Source organism: Pseudomonas sp. RT4P38, assembly GCF_054897765.1.
This window is the reverse complement of sequence record NZ_CM142703.1, coordinates 4,558,129-4,571,968: the sequence shown is the minus strand read 5'-3', so window position 1 is coordinate 4,571,968 and position 13,840 is coordinate 4,558,129. Positions and strand designations below refer to the sequence as shown.

Below are 13,840 nucleotides of genomic sequence, written 5' to 3'. Positions count from 1 at the left end.
CATGGTTAAAACTGTCCGTTTACCCAAACCCGCCTCCGACTTGTTGCTGCTGCACATTGAGCTGAAGTGGATCACTCCGACGATCTGGCGTCGGTTCGCGGTGCCTGAAAATATTACCTTGGGCAAACTGCACCATGTCATCCAGGTCGTGATGGGCTGGAGTGATAGCCATCTGCATGAGTTTGAAATTGCCGGTGAGAATTACGGTATTCCCGATCCTGATGGCTGGGGGCCGACGGTGAACCCGGAAGCCCGTAAAACGCTGATCAAGGCGCTGAACGGAAAGCGGACATTTAATTATCTTTACGACTTTGGTGACAGTTGGCATCACCGTATCAAGGTCGAAAAAATGCTACCTGCTATTGCCTGTCCTCAGGTTCCGTATTGCATCGACGGCGCCAATGCTTGCCCACCGGAAGACGTAGGAGGCGGGCCTGGCTATGAGGAGTTTCTAGAAGCGATGGCCAACCCCGATCATCCAGAGCATGACGCGATGGTTGAATGGTATGGAGATGTTTTTGATCCAGCGGCATTTGAGTGCGAGCGCGTGAACCAGTGGTTTAAACGGATTAAGATTTGAGTTGCAAGACGGTGTAGCTCGGACGCTTACCCTTTAACTGGACGCTGTGCCCCAGAATCGGCAAGTCACGAATCGATCTCTCGCAATATTCGTGGATGGTTGTGCACGGTTGGGGCGCTCCGCAAGCGGGTCATTGGGTTGGATGAGGCGGTGTGAGCGTAATTTGAAGCGCATCACCATCAGGTTTGATCGTGATAATAGAAAAGCCCGCCCAAAAGGGAAGGAACGTATTAATATCGTGCATAAGAACGCCAGTTTTTAGATGTGTTTGCTCGCACGAACATCATCAATCAAATCGGCGTTCTTGTTTCTGTGTTTCCCGGGATTCCGTGAAGAACCTAAAAATTGTCCCACCGATCTATTGATTGATCCAAGTCAAGAATGCGCTAACTTTATGCTCTAGCATCGGGCTTGGGTTGGAGATTCGGTCTGCTGCAATGTCCTGCTGTCCTGCTGTCCTGCTGTCCTGCTGTCTTGCGGGGAATGCGGGGCACAGAGAATCTTGACAGTCTTTGTAAGCAGGATTGTTTGAAGAGTGACCAAAAAGGTCCTATCTTTAATACTGGCACAAATGCTAAGAGGCGCCGGCCACTCCTTCTTACGAAAGACTTCCCTATTTTGGAGATTGCTATGAAATCGATGAAATCTTTGCTGTTGGTTGGTTCGCTTCTGTTGTCGTCTGCTGTTTGGGCCGCAGACGGGAGTGATCGTCTGCTTAAGCAAATACAAACGAGTCGTGACAACGCCGAAGCCAAGTTGACTCAGATAGAGAAGGCACCCGCTTGCGGTCGACACGCCTCCATGACAGAGCATATGGGTATGCTTGATAACCTCATGGCTGAACTGCACAAAGCGCAACCGACGCCGGATATGTCCACTGAACAGCACCTCGCCTGGATGCAGGAGCATGACAAGCTGATGAAGGACGTTCTCGGACAGATGATGCGTGAGCACAAGCTGATGATGGGCGAAAAGCAGTGTCGTCAATAAGGCATTCCTCGACCTCGTGACCGGGGTGATGCTCCTTTAGCCTAAGGCGTCTTGATGGCGCCCTGCTTTTCCTTGAGCTTAAAGGTTGTTGTTTAAGCTCACGGCTGCTCAATCGCCCTTGGAACCGGCGGCGTAACATTATCGGGCAGATATTCGGCCGGCTGAAAGATATCCGGAATATAGGTGCAAACGTCGATAAGTTGCCACCATGACCTCGCTGGCTAACACACCGCGGCGCCTGCGGCGGTACCTATAAAGCTCCTAGGGAAGATGGTGGGGTGACGTAGCTGCGTTACTTGCTTGGGGCGTCTGGTTATGCAGCGACTTATTTTGATATTGCCAAGTTATGATGATGCGATCCGCATTGGAAGCAGGGTTACTGAAAAATTCGATTAGGTAACATCTTATTACCTTGAGATTAGGTCTACATTGTCCCTGTCTGAAAGAATCCTTGTCAGTCCGTTGGATTTCCCTGTATCCGTCAGTCTCAGTCAGCCGCTCCATTCTCTTCTGAACCATTGATTGATACAGGTCAATGGTGGAAAAAGTCTACGGCCGGTGGCGCAAGGTGGACAGCTTAATAGTCACGCAAATGTCGACACCGGTTGTCGGAAAAGTTTGCGCTGTTAGCTGTTGAAGTACTCTTAAGCTAAAGAAGCAGGGCGTCCCGTCAGTGGCATCTGGCCAAATGGGAAGCTCTCAGCCGAGAAAGGTACCTATGATGAAACTCAATCAGGCTGTGTTATCACTCGTGGTCGCTGCAGGAAGCGCATATGTACAAGGCGCACAGACCTATACAAGCGCACAGACGCATCCGCCTGCTCATCCACCGGAAGTGGCTGCGCAGAATTCGGCCAAGGCGGCGACCGATCCGATCGCTGAACTTCGCGAGAAGGTTACACGACTAGAGTCAGTAATGGCTCAAGGTCACACAGCCATGCCTCCATCCGAAGCCTCAACGATGCCAAGTGATGAGAGTCCCATGGGCAGAGGGCGTATGGACGCGCGGTCGCAGCAAGGCTCATCGGCCGGCGGTATGCAGGGTATGTCTGGTGCATCCGGCATGGACGATGGCATGGGCATGGGCGCAATGGAAAACATGGAGGACGGCATTACCGGTAAAGTCCCGACGGCAAAGATGCCCATGATGGAACGGATGATGATGATGGGTATGTCGCGGATGGGCGCAGGCATGCAGGGAGGTTCGATGAGTTCGGCGTTGCCAGGCTTTCCGGGTGCGTCACATATCTACCATGTCGGCGCGACCGGCTTCTTCCTTGATCACCCGGAGCACATCTCCCTTTCTGTAGACCAGCGGCAACGCCTTGGTTCGATCAAGGAGGCCGCGCTCTTGGAGCAGGCGACGATGCAGCGCAATATTGAACAAGCGGAGCAGGCGCTTTGGGTGCTAACAGGCTCTGACAAGCCGGACGCGGGCAAAATCGAAGGCAAATTACGTGAGATTGAGACGCTCCGGGCCGACCAGCGGCTTGCCTTTGTTCGTGGGGTCGGCAGCGCCGCCGAGGTTTTGAGTGAAGAACAGCGTAAGCAATTGACGGGACACCTTTCGCCAATAGTTCCCCCTGCGACCGGAACTGGTGCGGGTGCCGGGATGGAGTCCGACATGTGAGAATTTCGGTTAGGCGCGGAGTGGTGGCGGCCAAGATCACGCGTGGGTATTCCACGCGCCGGGACGTGGTAGAGCGCGTCATTTGGCCGCTGACGTTATGCCTTACCATTCTTGTAGGGGGGCACTACACGGCTGCAGTCGCGCAGGTTTCGCCTGACGAACATACTGAGCACCACCCCGGGCAAGCGGCCACAGCGCAACCGGACGCGCCACCCAGCACCTCAGGCTCGGGGAAGATGGAAGGGATGGGAACGATGATGCAGGGAATGATGGGGGCACCGCGTAAGGCGCTTTATCCATCGCTCATGGAGTTCCCGGACCTTCCGCTCAAGAAGCGGGTACAGGTGGAGTCAGCTGCACACGAACGGATGCAGAGCGGCACGCAAATGATGGCCGAGGGGCTGGATCGGCTCGTGTACACAACCCCAACCGACGACTATGAGGCAATGCAGCGGGCAATTGCCCTGCTTCGCGAAGGGGCCGCACGCTTCGACAGCGGCTTGGCGGCACATCGTGCCATAGTGGAAGGCCACTCCGGGCAGAGGGTCGCGCTACAATGGTTCAAACAGGAAATGAACCTCACGCAAGGCGCCGCTGTGCCTTCCACAACCGGTGTTCTGGGTGTCTCCTGGTTCCATTTTTTTAGCATGTTTGGGCTGGTGGTGTTCGCTACTGCAACGCTGTGGATGTACTTTTTGAGGATGCAGCGTGCGTCATTGCTTTTACAACATTTGGCCGGAGTGACAGGTCCGGGCATCGGATCTCAGCCAACAAGCAGTCAGGAACAGGCAGCCCCAGCCCTGACCGAACCGAATGTCCTCGAGCCTGTAGTCGGTCGCGGATGGTCGGGAAAACTGCGCGTCGGTCGCATCTTTCAGGAAACGCCGGATGTTAAGACGTTTCGGCTGATGAATCCGCAGGGCGGCGTACTTCCATTCAACTACCTTCCGGGTCAATACATCACGGTCGCCGCGCCAATCAATGAGAAACCGGTGCGGCGTAGTTACACGATTGCATCATCCCCGACGCAGCTGGATTACATCGAGATTACTGTCAAGCATGATCCCGGAGGTGTTGTATCGGGTTATCTGCATTCAGCGGCGTGCGAAGGCGAATTTCTGGAATGTTCGGGACCCGCAGGTTCACTCATTTTTACTGGCCGGGAATGTAAATGCATCCTGCTCATCGCCGGTGGCGTTGGTATCACACCGCTTATGAGTGTCCTTCGCTACCTGCTCGACCGAAGCTGGGTGGGTGAGATTTTTCTGCTGTACGGTTGCAGCACGCCTGAAAATATAATTTTCAGGGAGGAACTTGAATACCTCCAACGCCGCCATCCTAACTTGCGCCTGGTTGTGACTGTATCGAGTCATGAGGGCATCGATTGGCAGGGCCCGACAGGTCTAATTACGAAGGCGCTTATTGCAGAATCGGTGCCGGATCTTCCATCTCGATATGTCCATATCTGCGGTCCTGTTCCGATGATGGAGGCAACTAAACAAGCGCTTGCAGAACTCGGCGTGCCGCACGTGCGGATCAAGACTGAAGCCTTCGGTCCGGCGATCGGCAAGGTCGAGCGGGCTCCGCACGAATACGGGCTTAATGATGCGCAGGGAAGGGGGGATATCCCTCCGGTCACGTGGCCCGTGGTGACATTCGCGGATTCGGATAAGTCCGCGCCGCTGCCGCCCGACAGTGTTATTTTGGAGGTTGCAGAGGTCATTGGTGTCGATATCGACTACTCATGCCGCACCGGCCTATGCGGACTCTGTCGAATTAAGCTGCTCTCGGGCAAGGTCTTCATGGCCGTTGAAGATGGATTACAGCCAGGCGACAAGGAGAACAATATCATCCTGGCTTGCCAAGCCAAGGCCTTGGAAAATATATCGGTGAAAGCATGAAAGAGCGCCAACGCCTTATTGTCACCGCGTTGGTGGTCCTGATGCTCATCTTCTGGTTAGGTTTTTTTCTCCATCGCTCACCCCGATTCGCGGGAAGCCTAATGGGTGGTGTGCTTGGCGTATCCGGTGCAGTGCTGATGCTCGCGCCCTTGGCGTACCTTCTCGTGAAGCGCGTCAAGCGACTCAACCGCTGGGTAACACGACTGGTGTCGATGCGGACGTTGCTGACCTGGCATATATATGCCGGTGTGCTCGGTCCTATCCTTGTGATCCTTCATTCCGGCCATAAGTTTGACAGTACACTGGGCATCGTGCTCACAGCAATGACCTTGATTGTCGTCCTAAGTGGATTCACAGGGCGATACCTGTTGGCGCAAATCTCGGAGACCCTAAATGAAAAAAAGGAAATACTCGCTCAGTTGCAGATTGGCTACCGGAGAGTAGTTGCCGAATTAATTGCTGTCCCGGCACAAGCAGAAATGCTGCGCCCTTTTTTCGGAGTTTTCGCACGCTGGATCACCATTCCGTTCATGCGGCATGCAGGCGCGGATCGTGCGAGTTCGCCTATGCGTGGTCTCACACTGGCGGAATCCATTGCCGACGTGGAGTACGCCATCAAAATGCATGTATGGTTTAAGTCAGTGTTCAGATGGTGGATCAAGTTCCATATCACGATCGCCCTCATTTTATACGTATTGCTTGCGCTACATGTGTGGTCTGCAATCCATTTCGGCATAAGGTGGTTCTCTTGAAACGGTGGCCGTACATCATTGCGGCCATGGGAATAGCAACAGCATTTTTGCTTTATTCACTCTCTGAAAATTTCGCAGGTAAAACAATTGATGTCTTGGATGGAGCTGCCTGGCAGCGCATGGTCAGTCCAGGACCGCTGTCGCGAGCCCACTCCTTCCTTGAGCAGGATTGCGCGGCTTGTCACACCGCGGTAAAAGGACCAGAGGCGAATAACTGTATCGCATGCCACGCCACTAACGAAGCGCTTCTAGCAACACAAACAACCGCCTTCCATGCCACTGTAAGCGACTGCCGCAACTGCCATGTTGAGCATATGGGCATCGAACAACGACCAATTGCGATGGATCATATGGTGTTGTTCAAGCTCGGTGACGGGTTTTCACCTGCAGACAAGCAGGTACTCCTCAATCGGCGCCCGGTTCCCTCACATATTACCGTTCAAGAAGCTGCCCTGAATTGTTCAACCTGCCATTCGAATCAGGACCCTCATCGTACGTTTTTCGGCACAGATTGCGCATCCTGTCACTCCACAACGCTGTGGAGCATTTCCGAATTCCGTCATTCGTCGGCGCAATCAACTGACTGTGCGCAATGCCATCAAGCGCCGCCTAGCCATTTCATGGAACATTTCGAAATGGTTTCGACGAAGGTTGCAGGTGTTGAACATGCCGATGTATCGCAGTGCTTTCTCTGCCACCAAAACAATAATTGGAACGATATCAAAGGAGTGGGCTGGTATAAGCATCACTGACCCGTTAATGGCGTGGCCATTGTCTTCACCTTAAGCCCCCGGGCTCGGGTCAAACTCCAGTAATTGGCTTGGATAAACACTTGCAGCAGGGGCCGTGATCTTGTGTCGCAACGTTGCTCGGCCACTGCTGACTTCGACTGGATGGACTCCGGTTCGCTCTGGCAAGCGGCTTCCTCATTTTGCGAGCGAGCGCAGGCCGACCACACAACCCGGCCAGCTTGTCCGGGCCGTGGAGGACGGTACAGGATCTATCAAGGTGTTGATAAAGAGGTGGGCTCATCCCGGGGGGCTAGATAGTCCTCTCAGTCTCGTGTGGTCATTGCCGCCTCAAAGGTATTTCTTGAGCGTCGAGGCGGTAATGGTCACGGCGATGCCCAGCAGCAGCGCGCAGGCATTAGCACGAAGAGCGGATTGAGCTGGTCCTCTGCTGCAAGCGGCCAAGCGGCTGCTATTTATGCACGCCTCGATCCAAGGGATGTCGACAAGCAGGGCAAACCGTTTATGAGCCTCAAGATGAGCCATTGTCGCTCTCCACTCCGATAAATTATCAGTGTGTAGATGAAGGCCGGGACACAAGGGCGCGCAAGCCTTTGACGGGCTGATGGTCGAGAACTGAATTTTCCGTTACCGCTCGACCGAAACCGCTCGACTCATGTGGTGAGGAACCTCAGGTGAGGAAGGAGGGACGGGGTACTGCGTCATGATCGATCGCAAGTGCTCGATGGCGTCATGATACTTAAGATTGGCATAGCGTCTCTGCTCTTGGTACTGGGTGAAAATTTCCGCGTCCAGGTAGGGCCGATCGAGAAGATCAAGGGCGGCGCAGCTCAAGCTATGTGCTTCGCTAAACAGATGGTTGTTGCGTTTATGCCAAGCTCGGCTTACCAGGTGATCGTAGATAAACATCAGCGCGATACGCCCCGAAAGCTTTCCCATTGCACACACCGTGAACTGGTTGTGATGCTCGGTGAAGTTCATTACGTGCGCTATGACGAGACCACGGCGTCACGCCTATTGGCGTTGGCTCACAAACTCAACAACGAATACGCCGGGAAGGTGGGCAACATCGTGGAGGCGAGTACCGACCGCCAGGAGTTTGAGAAACGCCTTTTTGCTTTCGAAGGGATTGGCCCCAACCCCCGGTGTCAGGATAGTTGTCGCCTCTCCGAATTTTCCTGAAAAAGCATATCGGGGGCGGAAAGAGACTGGTCGTGCCGTACTATTCACCTGAACGCAAAGCCGCATTACTCAAGATGCTGCTTCCCCCGCTGAACCTGACGATGGCCGAGGTTTCCCGGCGTGAAGGGGTTAGCGAAATGTCTTTGTCCAACTGGCGCAAGAAGGTCAGTTCTGAAGGAAGCGCAGTGCCTGAAGACAAGCCACTCCCCGAGAACTGGTCTGCTGAAGCCCGGTTCGCTGTCGTCCTTGAAACCGCCGGTCTGTCGCAGCTCGAACTGGGTGAGTACTGCCGACGAAAAGGTCTGTACCCCGAACACGTCAGCGCCTGGCGCCAAGCCTGTATCACGGGGCAGCAGAGTGTTCAGAACCAACAAAAGGTCGACCGCGAACAATCTCGCAAGGACAAGAAACGTATTCAGCAACTTGAGCGCGAACTGCTGCGTAAAGACAAGGCGCTGGCCGAAACCGCCGCGTTGTTGGTGCTGCGAAAAAAGCTCAACGATTACTGGGGGATCGACAACGAGGACACCTGACCTCTTTGCCGGAACGGCAGTTGTTGGTGGCTTGGTTGATCGAAGCCATCGAGGCCGGTGCTCGAAAAATCAGAGCGTGCCAAGAGGTGGGGCTGTCGCTCAGAACCTTGCAGCGATGGACGCAGAGTGAGGATCTTCAAGCCGATGCCCGCACAACCACCGTGCGGCCCACGCCGCGTAATGCGTTGAGCGAGATCGAACGACAAGCGATCGTGACGCTGTGTAACAGCCCTGCGTATGCCCATTTGCCGCCGAGTCAGATCGTACCGAGGCTGGCTGACGAGGGGCGTTATCTGGCGTCGGAAGCGACGTTTTATCGCATCCTGCGTGCAGCCGGTCAGCAACATCATCGGGGCCGTAGCCAGCGACCCAGACGGCATGCGGCACCGACGACGCATGTCGCCAAAGCGCCCAATCAGGTGTGGTCGTGGGACATCACGTATTTGCCGTCGCCGATACGCGGCAAGTACTACTACCTGTATTTGATCGAAGATATTTACAGCCGCAAGGCCGTAGGCTGGGAAGTTTACGAAGAAGAAAGCGGCGAAAAAGCCGCTGCGCTGCTGCAACGCAGCGTGATCGGCGAGCAGTGTTTACACGAGCCGCTGGTGCTGCACTCGGACAATGGTGCGCCGATGAAATCGCTGACGCTGTTGAGCAAGATGTACGACCTGGGTATCACGCCGTCCCGTGGCCGACCGCGAGTGAGCAACGACAATCCGTACTCGGAGTCGCTGTTTAGAACGCTGAAATATTGCCCGCAATGGCCGCAGGAGGGTTTTGCCAGCTTGGACGCCGCACGCGCGTGGGTGAGAGATTTTATGCGTTGGTACAACAACGAGCACCGGCATAGCCGGATCCGCTTCGTGACACCGACGGAGCGGCATCGAGGGCTGGACCAGCAGATCCTGGCGCGGCGGCATGAACTGTACCAGCGAGCGCGCAAGAAAAGCCCGGAACGTTGGTCAGGCCAGACGCGGAACTGGGAGCCGATAGGAGCGGTGATGCTGAATCCGGATCGGGAGCAGCAGGACGAGAAAAGAGCGGCATAGTTGAACGGTTGACGCGACAACTACCTTGAAAAACGCCGCCAAGACCGTCGAAATTTTTATGCGGGAGGTGGGGGCGGTGATTTTTTGAGTGACCGAACGTTTTTATTGAATGTGCGGTCTGGATCGCGGCGAGCGATTCCCGCCAGTCGCCAGAGGCCGAAAACAACCCCATAGCACGCAGCTATGATCTCGGTACCCCAGGCACGTCCATGTTTATCTTGCGCCAAACGGATTCGGACAAGCTGTAAACCGCAAAGGCGATCAGCCCCAAGGCCATCACCATCAAAATCACACCTCCGGCCGGTAAGTTCTGGAGGGCATCAAGGGCGTCCTTCATGCCCGGTGGATCCATGGTCTTGTAATTCGAGCCGCTTATTATCAGCAGCAGGGCGATCTCGATAAAGACGACTCCACGGGCTAAAAGACCGAACCGAGACACCGGACGTACATATCGCATAACGTCCTCGTCGGCTTCAAAATATTTTTCGAACGACGACTTCCAGCCTTTGATGATGTGAGCGATGCCTACACCGAGTGGTATGAGTGCGACTAGGTAAACCAATACATTTGAGTGTTCCCAGGACAAGAGATACGCCAATAAATCCTTTGTTTGTTCCCCTCCGGAGTTGCCCGAGCTTCTGATGCCGCCAATGAGTAGGCCCGATGCAAAAAATGCTAGCGCGCCGTTGACTACGCCTCCCGCTAACAAACTTGCACGAATCACCAGGCCCTTGAGTTTTTTACCGTGGTGATCAACGTCCCGCGTTGCTTGCAACACTCGCCAACAGGCGAAGGCGAGCAGGCCAGCCACCACTAGTCCGACTAAAACATAACCGAATGGCTGGCTTAACAATGCCTCCAGGCTTTTGTGACTATCCTTCGGTTTTGTCGAATCTAGAGCCGCCAGCAGAGCGAAGATACCAATGATCAGATAAAGAACGCCTCGAGCGGCATAACCACCCCGTGCGAGTACAACGAGGCTCTCTTGCGCGGACATAGAATTTAATTCCAGAGAGGTAATACAGGAACAGACCTATCTAGTCAGGAGGGGTTCGATTAAAGGTAGGGTTTGATCAATTCTGAATTTCCACTACCGCATCAGAGCTCACTCCCACTGGACGCCTGTCAGGATTGACCAGCTGGCTGGAGTCAGACTTTAACGGCCACCCACCCATAATAGGAGGAGAAAGAACGTGCTGGAGATTAGCGGAGTTTGCAACGGCCGGTCGCGCATGAGGGGTGAGCAGGTCAAGACCTAACTATTCGTAGCCCTGCCCCCTGTTTTTTGGCTATCGCAGGCGTCAGCGCAACAAAAGTCCCGCAGCTCGGGCTCGCAAAGCCATCACAAGATTCGCTGGCATTTTTTTAATTTCGTCAGGCCAGAGCGCCAGGTGCCCACGAAATTCTTTCGATTCATCATCGTATTTTGAGATGTCAGCGAGCACAAAGCTGTATCGACTGAGGTAGGCCGCAGACAAATCATCTGCCAAAGCCCTGGCAGGCTCTCCGGCTAACGCCAGACACCATTGCGCAATTTCAATTATTTGTTCACTTGGTGCTCGCGGTGTTACACCAAGTATGAAATTCAGGATGTATTTGTTATAGAGCAGAGCGCCTTGTTCGGGTTCATCCGTAGGATTTCCCGGACAATGTCGTCGTTCCCAAGGAAGGATGTACACCATTTTGTCCATCATAGTCTGAAGAACATAATCCGACGGCTTCACCAATCGATGCATAATCTTCTCCTGAAAAAAAACACAGTCAAACTATGGTAGCTCATCCGTAGAAGCCAATAGCCTCTATGAGGAAAACATACCTGGATGTGTACCAGGCTCGATGAATCTCGATTGCATTGGCCAAAGCGCTGCCAGGTTTACCCAGCACGACCGTCAGGCGACCTGCAGTCCTCGCAGTAGTCCAGGCTGTCGCAGTCATTGAAAAGAGAGACCCGCATTCAACGACTCATGTCCACCGCTAAGCGTGTGCGCCACTTCCTCATTGGCAGACTGCGCAGAATTGGGCTTATGGAATGGGAGTAGAATTTGCTCTTCTGAATAGTGGCGTATTGTCCTAGACTTAGCCTGTTTTGTTGTTGCAAGCGAAGTCCGAAACCTTGCAAACGTTGAAATGCGTTACCACTCGAAAGGCTGAGATTTTAGCCCGAGCGCGATAGTTGGTGAGATCTGGCACGCAAGCAGCATGATAAGACAGGTACGAGACGCTATGGGGAGTAGGGATCCGAAAGGCTACTATGCCATTCTCAGGGTAGATAACGACGCTGATGGTGCGTTTATCAAAGCCGCCTATCGTCGGCGGGCAATGGAACTACATCCTGATCGGAACGCGTCAGCAGGCGCGACCAGCCAATTTCAGCACCTCAATGAAGCTTACGCCGTACTCTGCGAACCAGAGTCTCGAGCCGAATATGACACGATGTCGGTCGAGACAGCCAAGAAGGTCTGCGCCGAAGCTTTCGAGGCGCCCGAGCCAATCGTCTGCTCATGTTGCGGCAAAGTCTCTGCCCAGCCTCGTTACGTGATTTTCTTAAAAGCCAAGAGCTTCCTGGTTTTCACGGTACGCTCAATGACCCAAGGGGTTTTTTGTAGCCCTTGTGCCGAAAAAAAGGCACTTCAGGCCACCGCGATTACCTGGGCCCTGGGGTGGTGGGGTTTTCCGTGGGGCCCGATTTATTCCGTCCAGGCCCTATGGGTCAATATGCTCGGAGGCAAGCGACCGGTGTTGCCCAACGCGCGATTGGCTGCCCATCAGGCCCGTTTTTTCGCCGCCACAGGCCGCCCCGATATGGCGCGCGCAGTTGCCTTGGATGCGCTTAGCTTGGCGCAAAAAATTCCTCGCAGGAAAAAGTCCGACGGTCGTTACGTCGATGACGAAGGGGCCAAGTTACGCGCACACATTGAAGCGTTTTTAGACGCGCTCGGCGGCAGTAGTGTCCGTCTTAGGAACGCGTGGAAACTCACGCAGCGTCGGTTTTTTGTGCAAGTAGGGATAGTCGCTGTAATTGCCGCTGGCATCTCCTCTGTGATACTGAATGCGCAGCCGAACACTTATGCTCCGCCGCGAAGCCCTAAACCGTACGTAGCTGAAGCTGCGGCGAATGTCGACCACGGCAAGCAGACTTTAACTGCCGGGATACCTTCTCCGAATGCGGCTGGGACGAGCTCAACGCGCCAGCCTGTGGCTCAGGGGGACTCGACGATTGCCGGCACTCCGGTTGTCAAACAAGCCTGGGTCAGGCCACCGAAAGCACCAAACGGGCAACCTTGGCCGAAGTTGGCCTCTTATTTGAAGGGGTTCCCTCAAGCCAACTCTAAAGGGCGTTCGACCGTCACCATCGACAACGGACAGAACAATTCGGATGTCTTTGTAAAGCTAGTGTCCCTAAACGGAAATCACGCCAAGCCGGCCCGCTTCGTGTTCATTCCTGCACACGGACGTTTTACGGTCAAAGCAGTCACACCTGGTGGTTATGATGTGCGCTATAGAGATCTAGTTTCCGGCTATCTGTCGCGTTCCGAACAGTTCACGCTTGAAGAAGAAAAGACTTCTCAAGGTACGCTGCGGATTCCACGACACTTGGACACTCAGCCCACGATCATTTGGACACTCGTTCCATGCTCACTTGGACACCTGATCCACGTCCACTTGGACAGGCAGTCGGAGCGCAGCGACGCAGGTTTGCATTGTTAGTCTGAAGTCTCTGTCGCCGTCAATTTCGTTGCGCGTCTGCGCATCGATTCGCCCTTCAGTTCGATCCGGTAAGCGTTGTGCACCAGCCGGTCGAGGATCGCATCGCCCAAGGTCGGATCGCCGATCAGTGCGTGCCATTTGTCCACCGGCATTTGGCTGGTCACCAGTGTCGAGCGGTTGCCGTAGCGGTCGTCCAGCAGTTCGAGCATGTCGCGCCGTTGCGCAGCGGTAAACGGCGCGAGGCCCCAGTCGTCCAGGATCAGCAAGTCGGTCTTGGCATAACCCGCCATCAGTTTCGCGAAGCGGCCGTCGCCGTGGGCCAGGCCTAGTTCTTCCATCAAGCGCGGCAAGCGCAGATAACGCACGCTGTAACCGTCGCGGCAGGCCTTGTGAGCCAGCGCGCAGGCGAGCCAGGTTTTGCCTACGCCAGTTGGGCCGCCGATGATCAGGTTCAAGCCATCGCGCAGCCACTGGCCGCTGCCCAGTTGCAGGATCAAGGCCTTGTCCAGGCCACGCGGACTGCGATAGTCGATGTCTTCCAGGCAGGCGTTATGGCGCAGTCGTGCGGCTTTGAGGCGAGTAGTCAGGCGGGCGTCTTCGCGCTCGGTCAGCTCGCGGTCGACCATCAGACCGAGGCGTTCGTCGAAGCTGAGATCGTTGATGTCAGGCGTTGCGTGTTGTTCGCCAAGCGCCTTGATCATGCCGTGCAGGCGCAGGGTTTGTAGCTTGTCGAGTGTCGGGTTGGGCAGCATTTTGGTGCTCC

At 54.7% G+C, this 13,840-nt stretch carries 14 protein-coding genes and 1 pseudogene; 9 read left to right on the top strand and 6 right to left on the bottom strand.

Annotated features, from left to right (window positions below; translation table 11 throughout):
- The first annotated feature begins 1 nt into the window (after position 1).
- Positions 2 to 580, top strand: coding sequence for a plasmid pRiA4b ORF-3 family protein (locus ACYZT7_RS21125; RefSeq protein WP_034112255.1), 579 nt, complete (start codon positions 2 to 4; stop codon positions 578 to 580).
- 34 nt (positions 581 to 614) lie between these two features.
- On the opposite strand, the pseudogene ACYZT7_RS21120 reads toward ACYZT7_RS21125, so the two are convergent.
- Positions 615 to 824: pseudogene (locus tag ACYZT7_RS21120) on the bottom strand (ISL3 family transposase); the annotation flags it as partial.
- Between the two features lie 386 nt (positions 825 to 1,210).
- On the opposite strand from ACYZT7_RS21120, the gene ACYZT7_RS21115 reads away from it, so the two are divergent.
- From ACYZT7_RS21115 to ACYZT7_RS21095, 5 genes are all read left to right on the top strand, one after another.
- Complete coding sequence (locus ACYZT7_RS21115; protein WP_462038090.1) at positions 1,211 to 1,570, top strand: co-regulatory protein PtrA N-terminal domain-containing protein; 360 nt, start codon at positions 1,211 to 1,213, stop codon at positions 1,568 to 1,570.
- Between the two features lie 718 nt (positions 1,571 to 2,288).
- The gene (locus tag ACYZT7_RS21110) at positions 2,289 to 3,200 is read left to right on the top strand and encodes a Spy/CpxP family protein refolding chaperone (protein ID WP_462038089.1); all 912 of its coding nucleotides are present in this window, start codon (positions 2,289 to 2,291) and stop codon (positions 3,198 to 3,200) included.
- A 236-nt stretch (positions 3,201 to 3,436) separates the two neighbouring features.
- Positions 3,437 to 5,101 carry an FAD-binding oxidoreductase gene (locus ACYZT7_RS21105; RefSeq protein WP_462038088.1) on the top strand — a complete coding sequence of 555 codons (1,665 nt, stop codon included), beginning with the start codon at positions 3,437 to 3,439 and terminating at the stop codon, positions 5,099 to 5,101.
- Complete coding sequence (locus ACYZT7_RS21100) at positions 5,098 to 5,853, top strand: hypothetical protein (protein ID WP_462038087.1); 756 nt, start codon at positions 5,098 to 5,100, stop codon at positions 5,851 to 5,853. Before ACYZT7_RS21105 ends, ACYZT7_RS21100 begins: the two co-directional genes overlap by 4 nt.
- Positions 5,850 to 6,605: a multiheme c-type cytochrome gene (locus ACYZT7_RS21095; protein WP_462038086.1), complete on the top strand. Its 756-nt coding sequence runs from the start codon at positions 5,850 to 5,852 to the stop codon at positions 6,603 to 6,605. The genes ACYZT7_RS21100 and ACYZT7_RS21095 overlap by 4 nt, the downstream gene beginning before the upstream one ends.
- 327 nt (positions 6,606 to 6,932) lie before the next feature.
- On the opposite strand, the gene ACYZT7_RS21090 is transcribed toward ACYZT7_RS21095, so the two are convergent.
- Entirely contained in the window at positions 6,933 to 7,127 is a 195-nt protein-coding gene (locus ACYZT7_RS21090; RefSeq protein ID WP_462038085.1) for a hypothetical protein, read from the bottom strand.
- Positions 7,128 to 7,439: 312 nt separating this feature from the next.
- Between ACYZT7_RS21090 and ACYZT7_RS21085 the strand changes: the two genes are divergently transcribed.
- Entirely contained in the window at positions 7,440 to 7,784 is a 345-nt protein-coding gene (locus ACYZT7_RS21085) for a hypothetical protein (RefSeq protein ID WP_462041842.1), read from the top strand.
- A gap of 32 nt (positions 7,785 to 7,816) precedes the next feature.
- Positions 7,817 to 9,369 (top strand): IS3 family transposase gene (locus ACYZT7_RS21080; protein WP_462037356.1). Its coding sequence is split into 2 segments (ribosomal slippage): positions 7,817 to 8,279 and positions 8,279 to 9,369, totalling 1,554 coding nucleotides; the frame shifts between segments, so codons are not numbered across the junction.
- A gap of 181 nt (positions 9,370 to 9,550) precedes the next feature.
- Here the strand turns inward: ACYZT7_RS21080 and ACYZT7_RS21075 are convergent.
- From ACYZT7_RS21075 to ACYZT7_RS21065, 3 genes are all read right to left on the bottom strand, one after another.
- A complete protein-coding gene (locus ACYZT7_RS21075) occupies positions 9,551 to 10,366 on the bottom strand; it encodes a DUF1206 domain-containing protein (RefSeq protein WP_462038084.1) in 816 nt (271 codons plus the stop codon).
- A 304-nt stretch (positions 10,367 to 10,670) separates the two neighbouring features.
- Positions 10,671 to 11,105, bottom strand: coding sequence for a hypothetical protein (locus ACYZT7_RS21070; protein WP_462038083.1), 435 nt, complete (start codon positions 11,103 to 11,105; stop codon positions 10,671 to 10,673).
- 137 nt (positions 11,106 to 11,242) lie between these two features.
- Positions 11,243 to 11,323: a DUF7693 family protein gene (locus ACYZT7_RS21065; RefSeq protein WP_462041841.1), complete on the bottom strand. Its 81-nt coding sequence runs from the start codon at positions 11,321 to 11,323 to the stop codon at positions 11,243 to 11,245.
- A gap of 269 nt (positions 11,324 to 11,592) precedes the next feature.
- On the opposite strand from ACYZT7_RS21065, the gene ACYZT7_RS21060 reads away from it, so the two are divergent.
- Complete coding sequence (locus tag ACYZT7_RS21060; protein WP_462038082.1) at positions 11,593 to 13,077, top strand: J domain-containing protein; 1,485 nt, start codon at positions 11,593 to 11,595, stop codon at positions 13,075 to 13,077.
- Here ACYZT7_RS21060 and istB read toward each other — a convergent pair.
- Positions 13,074 to 13,829: an IS21-like element ISPsy14 family helper ATPase IstB gene (gene istB, locus ACYZT7_RS21055; RefSeq protein WP_024264899.1), complete on the bottom strand. Its 756-nt coding sequence runs from the start codon at positions 13,827 to 13,829 to the stop codon at positions 13,074 to 13,076. The genes ACYZT7_RS21060 and istB overlap by 4 nt on opposite strands.
- Between the last annotated feature and the right edge of the window lie 11 nt (positions 13,830 to 13,840).

What these genes read in the sequence shown, in the direction of transcription:
- ACYZT7_RS21125 (WP_034112255.1), top strand. Translation starts at nt 2, where the DNA reads ATGGTTAAAACTGTCCGTTTACCCAAACCCGCCTCCGACTTGTTGCTG.
- ACYZT7_RS21115 (WP_462038090.1), top strand. Translation starts at nt 1,211, where the DNA reads ATGAAATCGATGAAATCTTTGCTGTTGGTTGGTTCGCTTCTGTTGTCG.
- ACYZT7_RS21110 (WP_462038089.1), top strand. Translation starts at nt 2,289, where the DNA reads ATGATGAAACTCAATCAGGCTGTGTTATCACTCGTGGTCGCTGCAGGA.
- ACYZT7_RS21105 (WP_462038088.1), top strand. Translation starts at nt 3,437, where the DNA reads ATGGAAGGGATGGGAACGATGATGCAGGGAATGATGGGGGCACCGCGT.
- ACYZT7_RS21100 (WP_462038087.1), top strand. Translation starts at nt 5,098, where the DNA reads ATGAAAGAGCGCCAACGCCTTATTGTCACCGCGTTGGTGGTCCTGATG.
- ACYZT7_RS21090 (WP_462038085.1), bottom strand. Translation starts at nt 7,127, where the DNA reads ATGGCTCATCTTGAGGCTCATAAACGGTTTGCCCTGCTTGTCGACATC.
- ACYZT7_RS21085 (WP_462041842.1), top strand. Translation starts at nt 7,440, where the DNA reads ATGTGCTTCGCTAAACAGATGGTTGTTGCGTTTATGCCAAGCTCGGCT.
- ACYZT7_RS21075 (WP_462038084.1), bottom strand. Translation starts at nt 10,366, where the DNA reads ATGTCCGCGCAAGAGAGCCTCGTTGTACTCGCACGGGGTGGTTATGCC.
- ACYZT7_RS21070 (WP_462038083.1), bottom strand. Translation starts at nt 11,105, where the DNA reads ATGCATCGATTGGTGAAGCCGTCGGATTATGTTCTTCAGACTATGATG.
- ACYZT7_RS21065 (WP_462041841.1), bottom strand. Translation starts at nt 11,323, where the DNA reads ATGCGGGTCTCTCTTTTCAATGACTGCGACAGCCTGGACTACTGCGAG.
- ACYZT7_RS21060 (WP_462038082.1), top strand. Translation starts at nt 11,593, where the DNA reads ATGGGGAGTAGGGATCCGAAAGGCTACTATGCCATTCTCAGGGTAGAT.
- istB (WP_024264899.1), bottom strand. Translation starts at nt 13,829, where the DNA reads ATGCTGCCCAACCCGACACTCGACAAGCTACAAACCCTGCGCCTGCAC.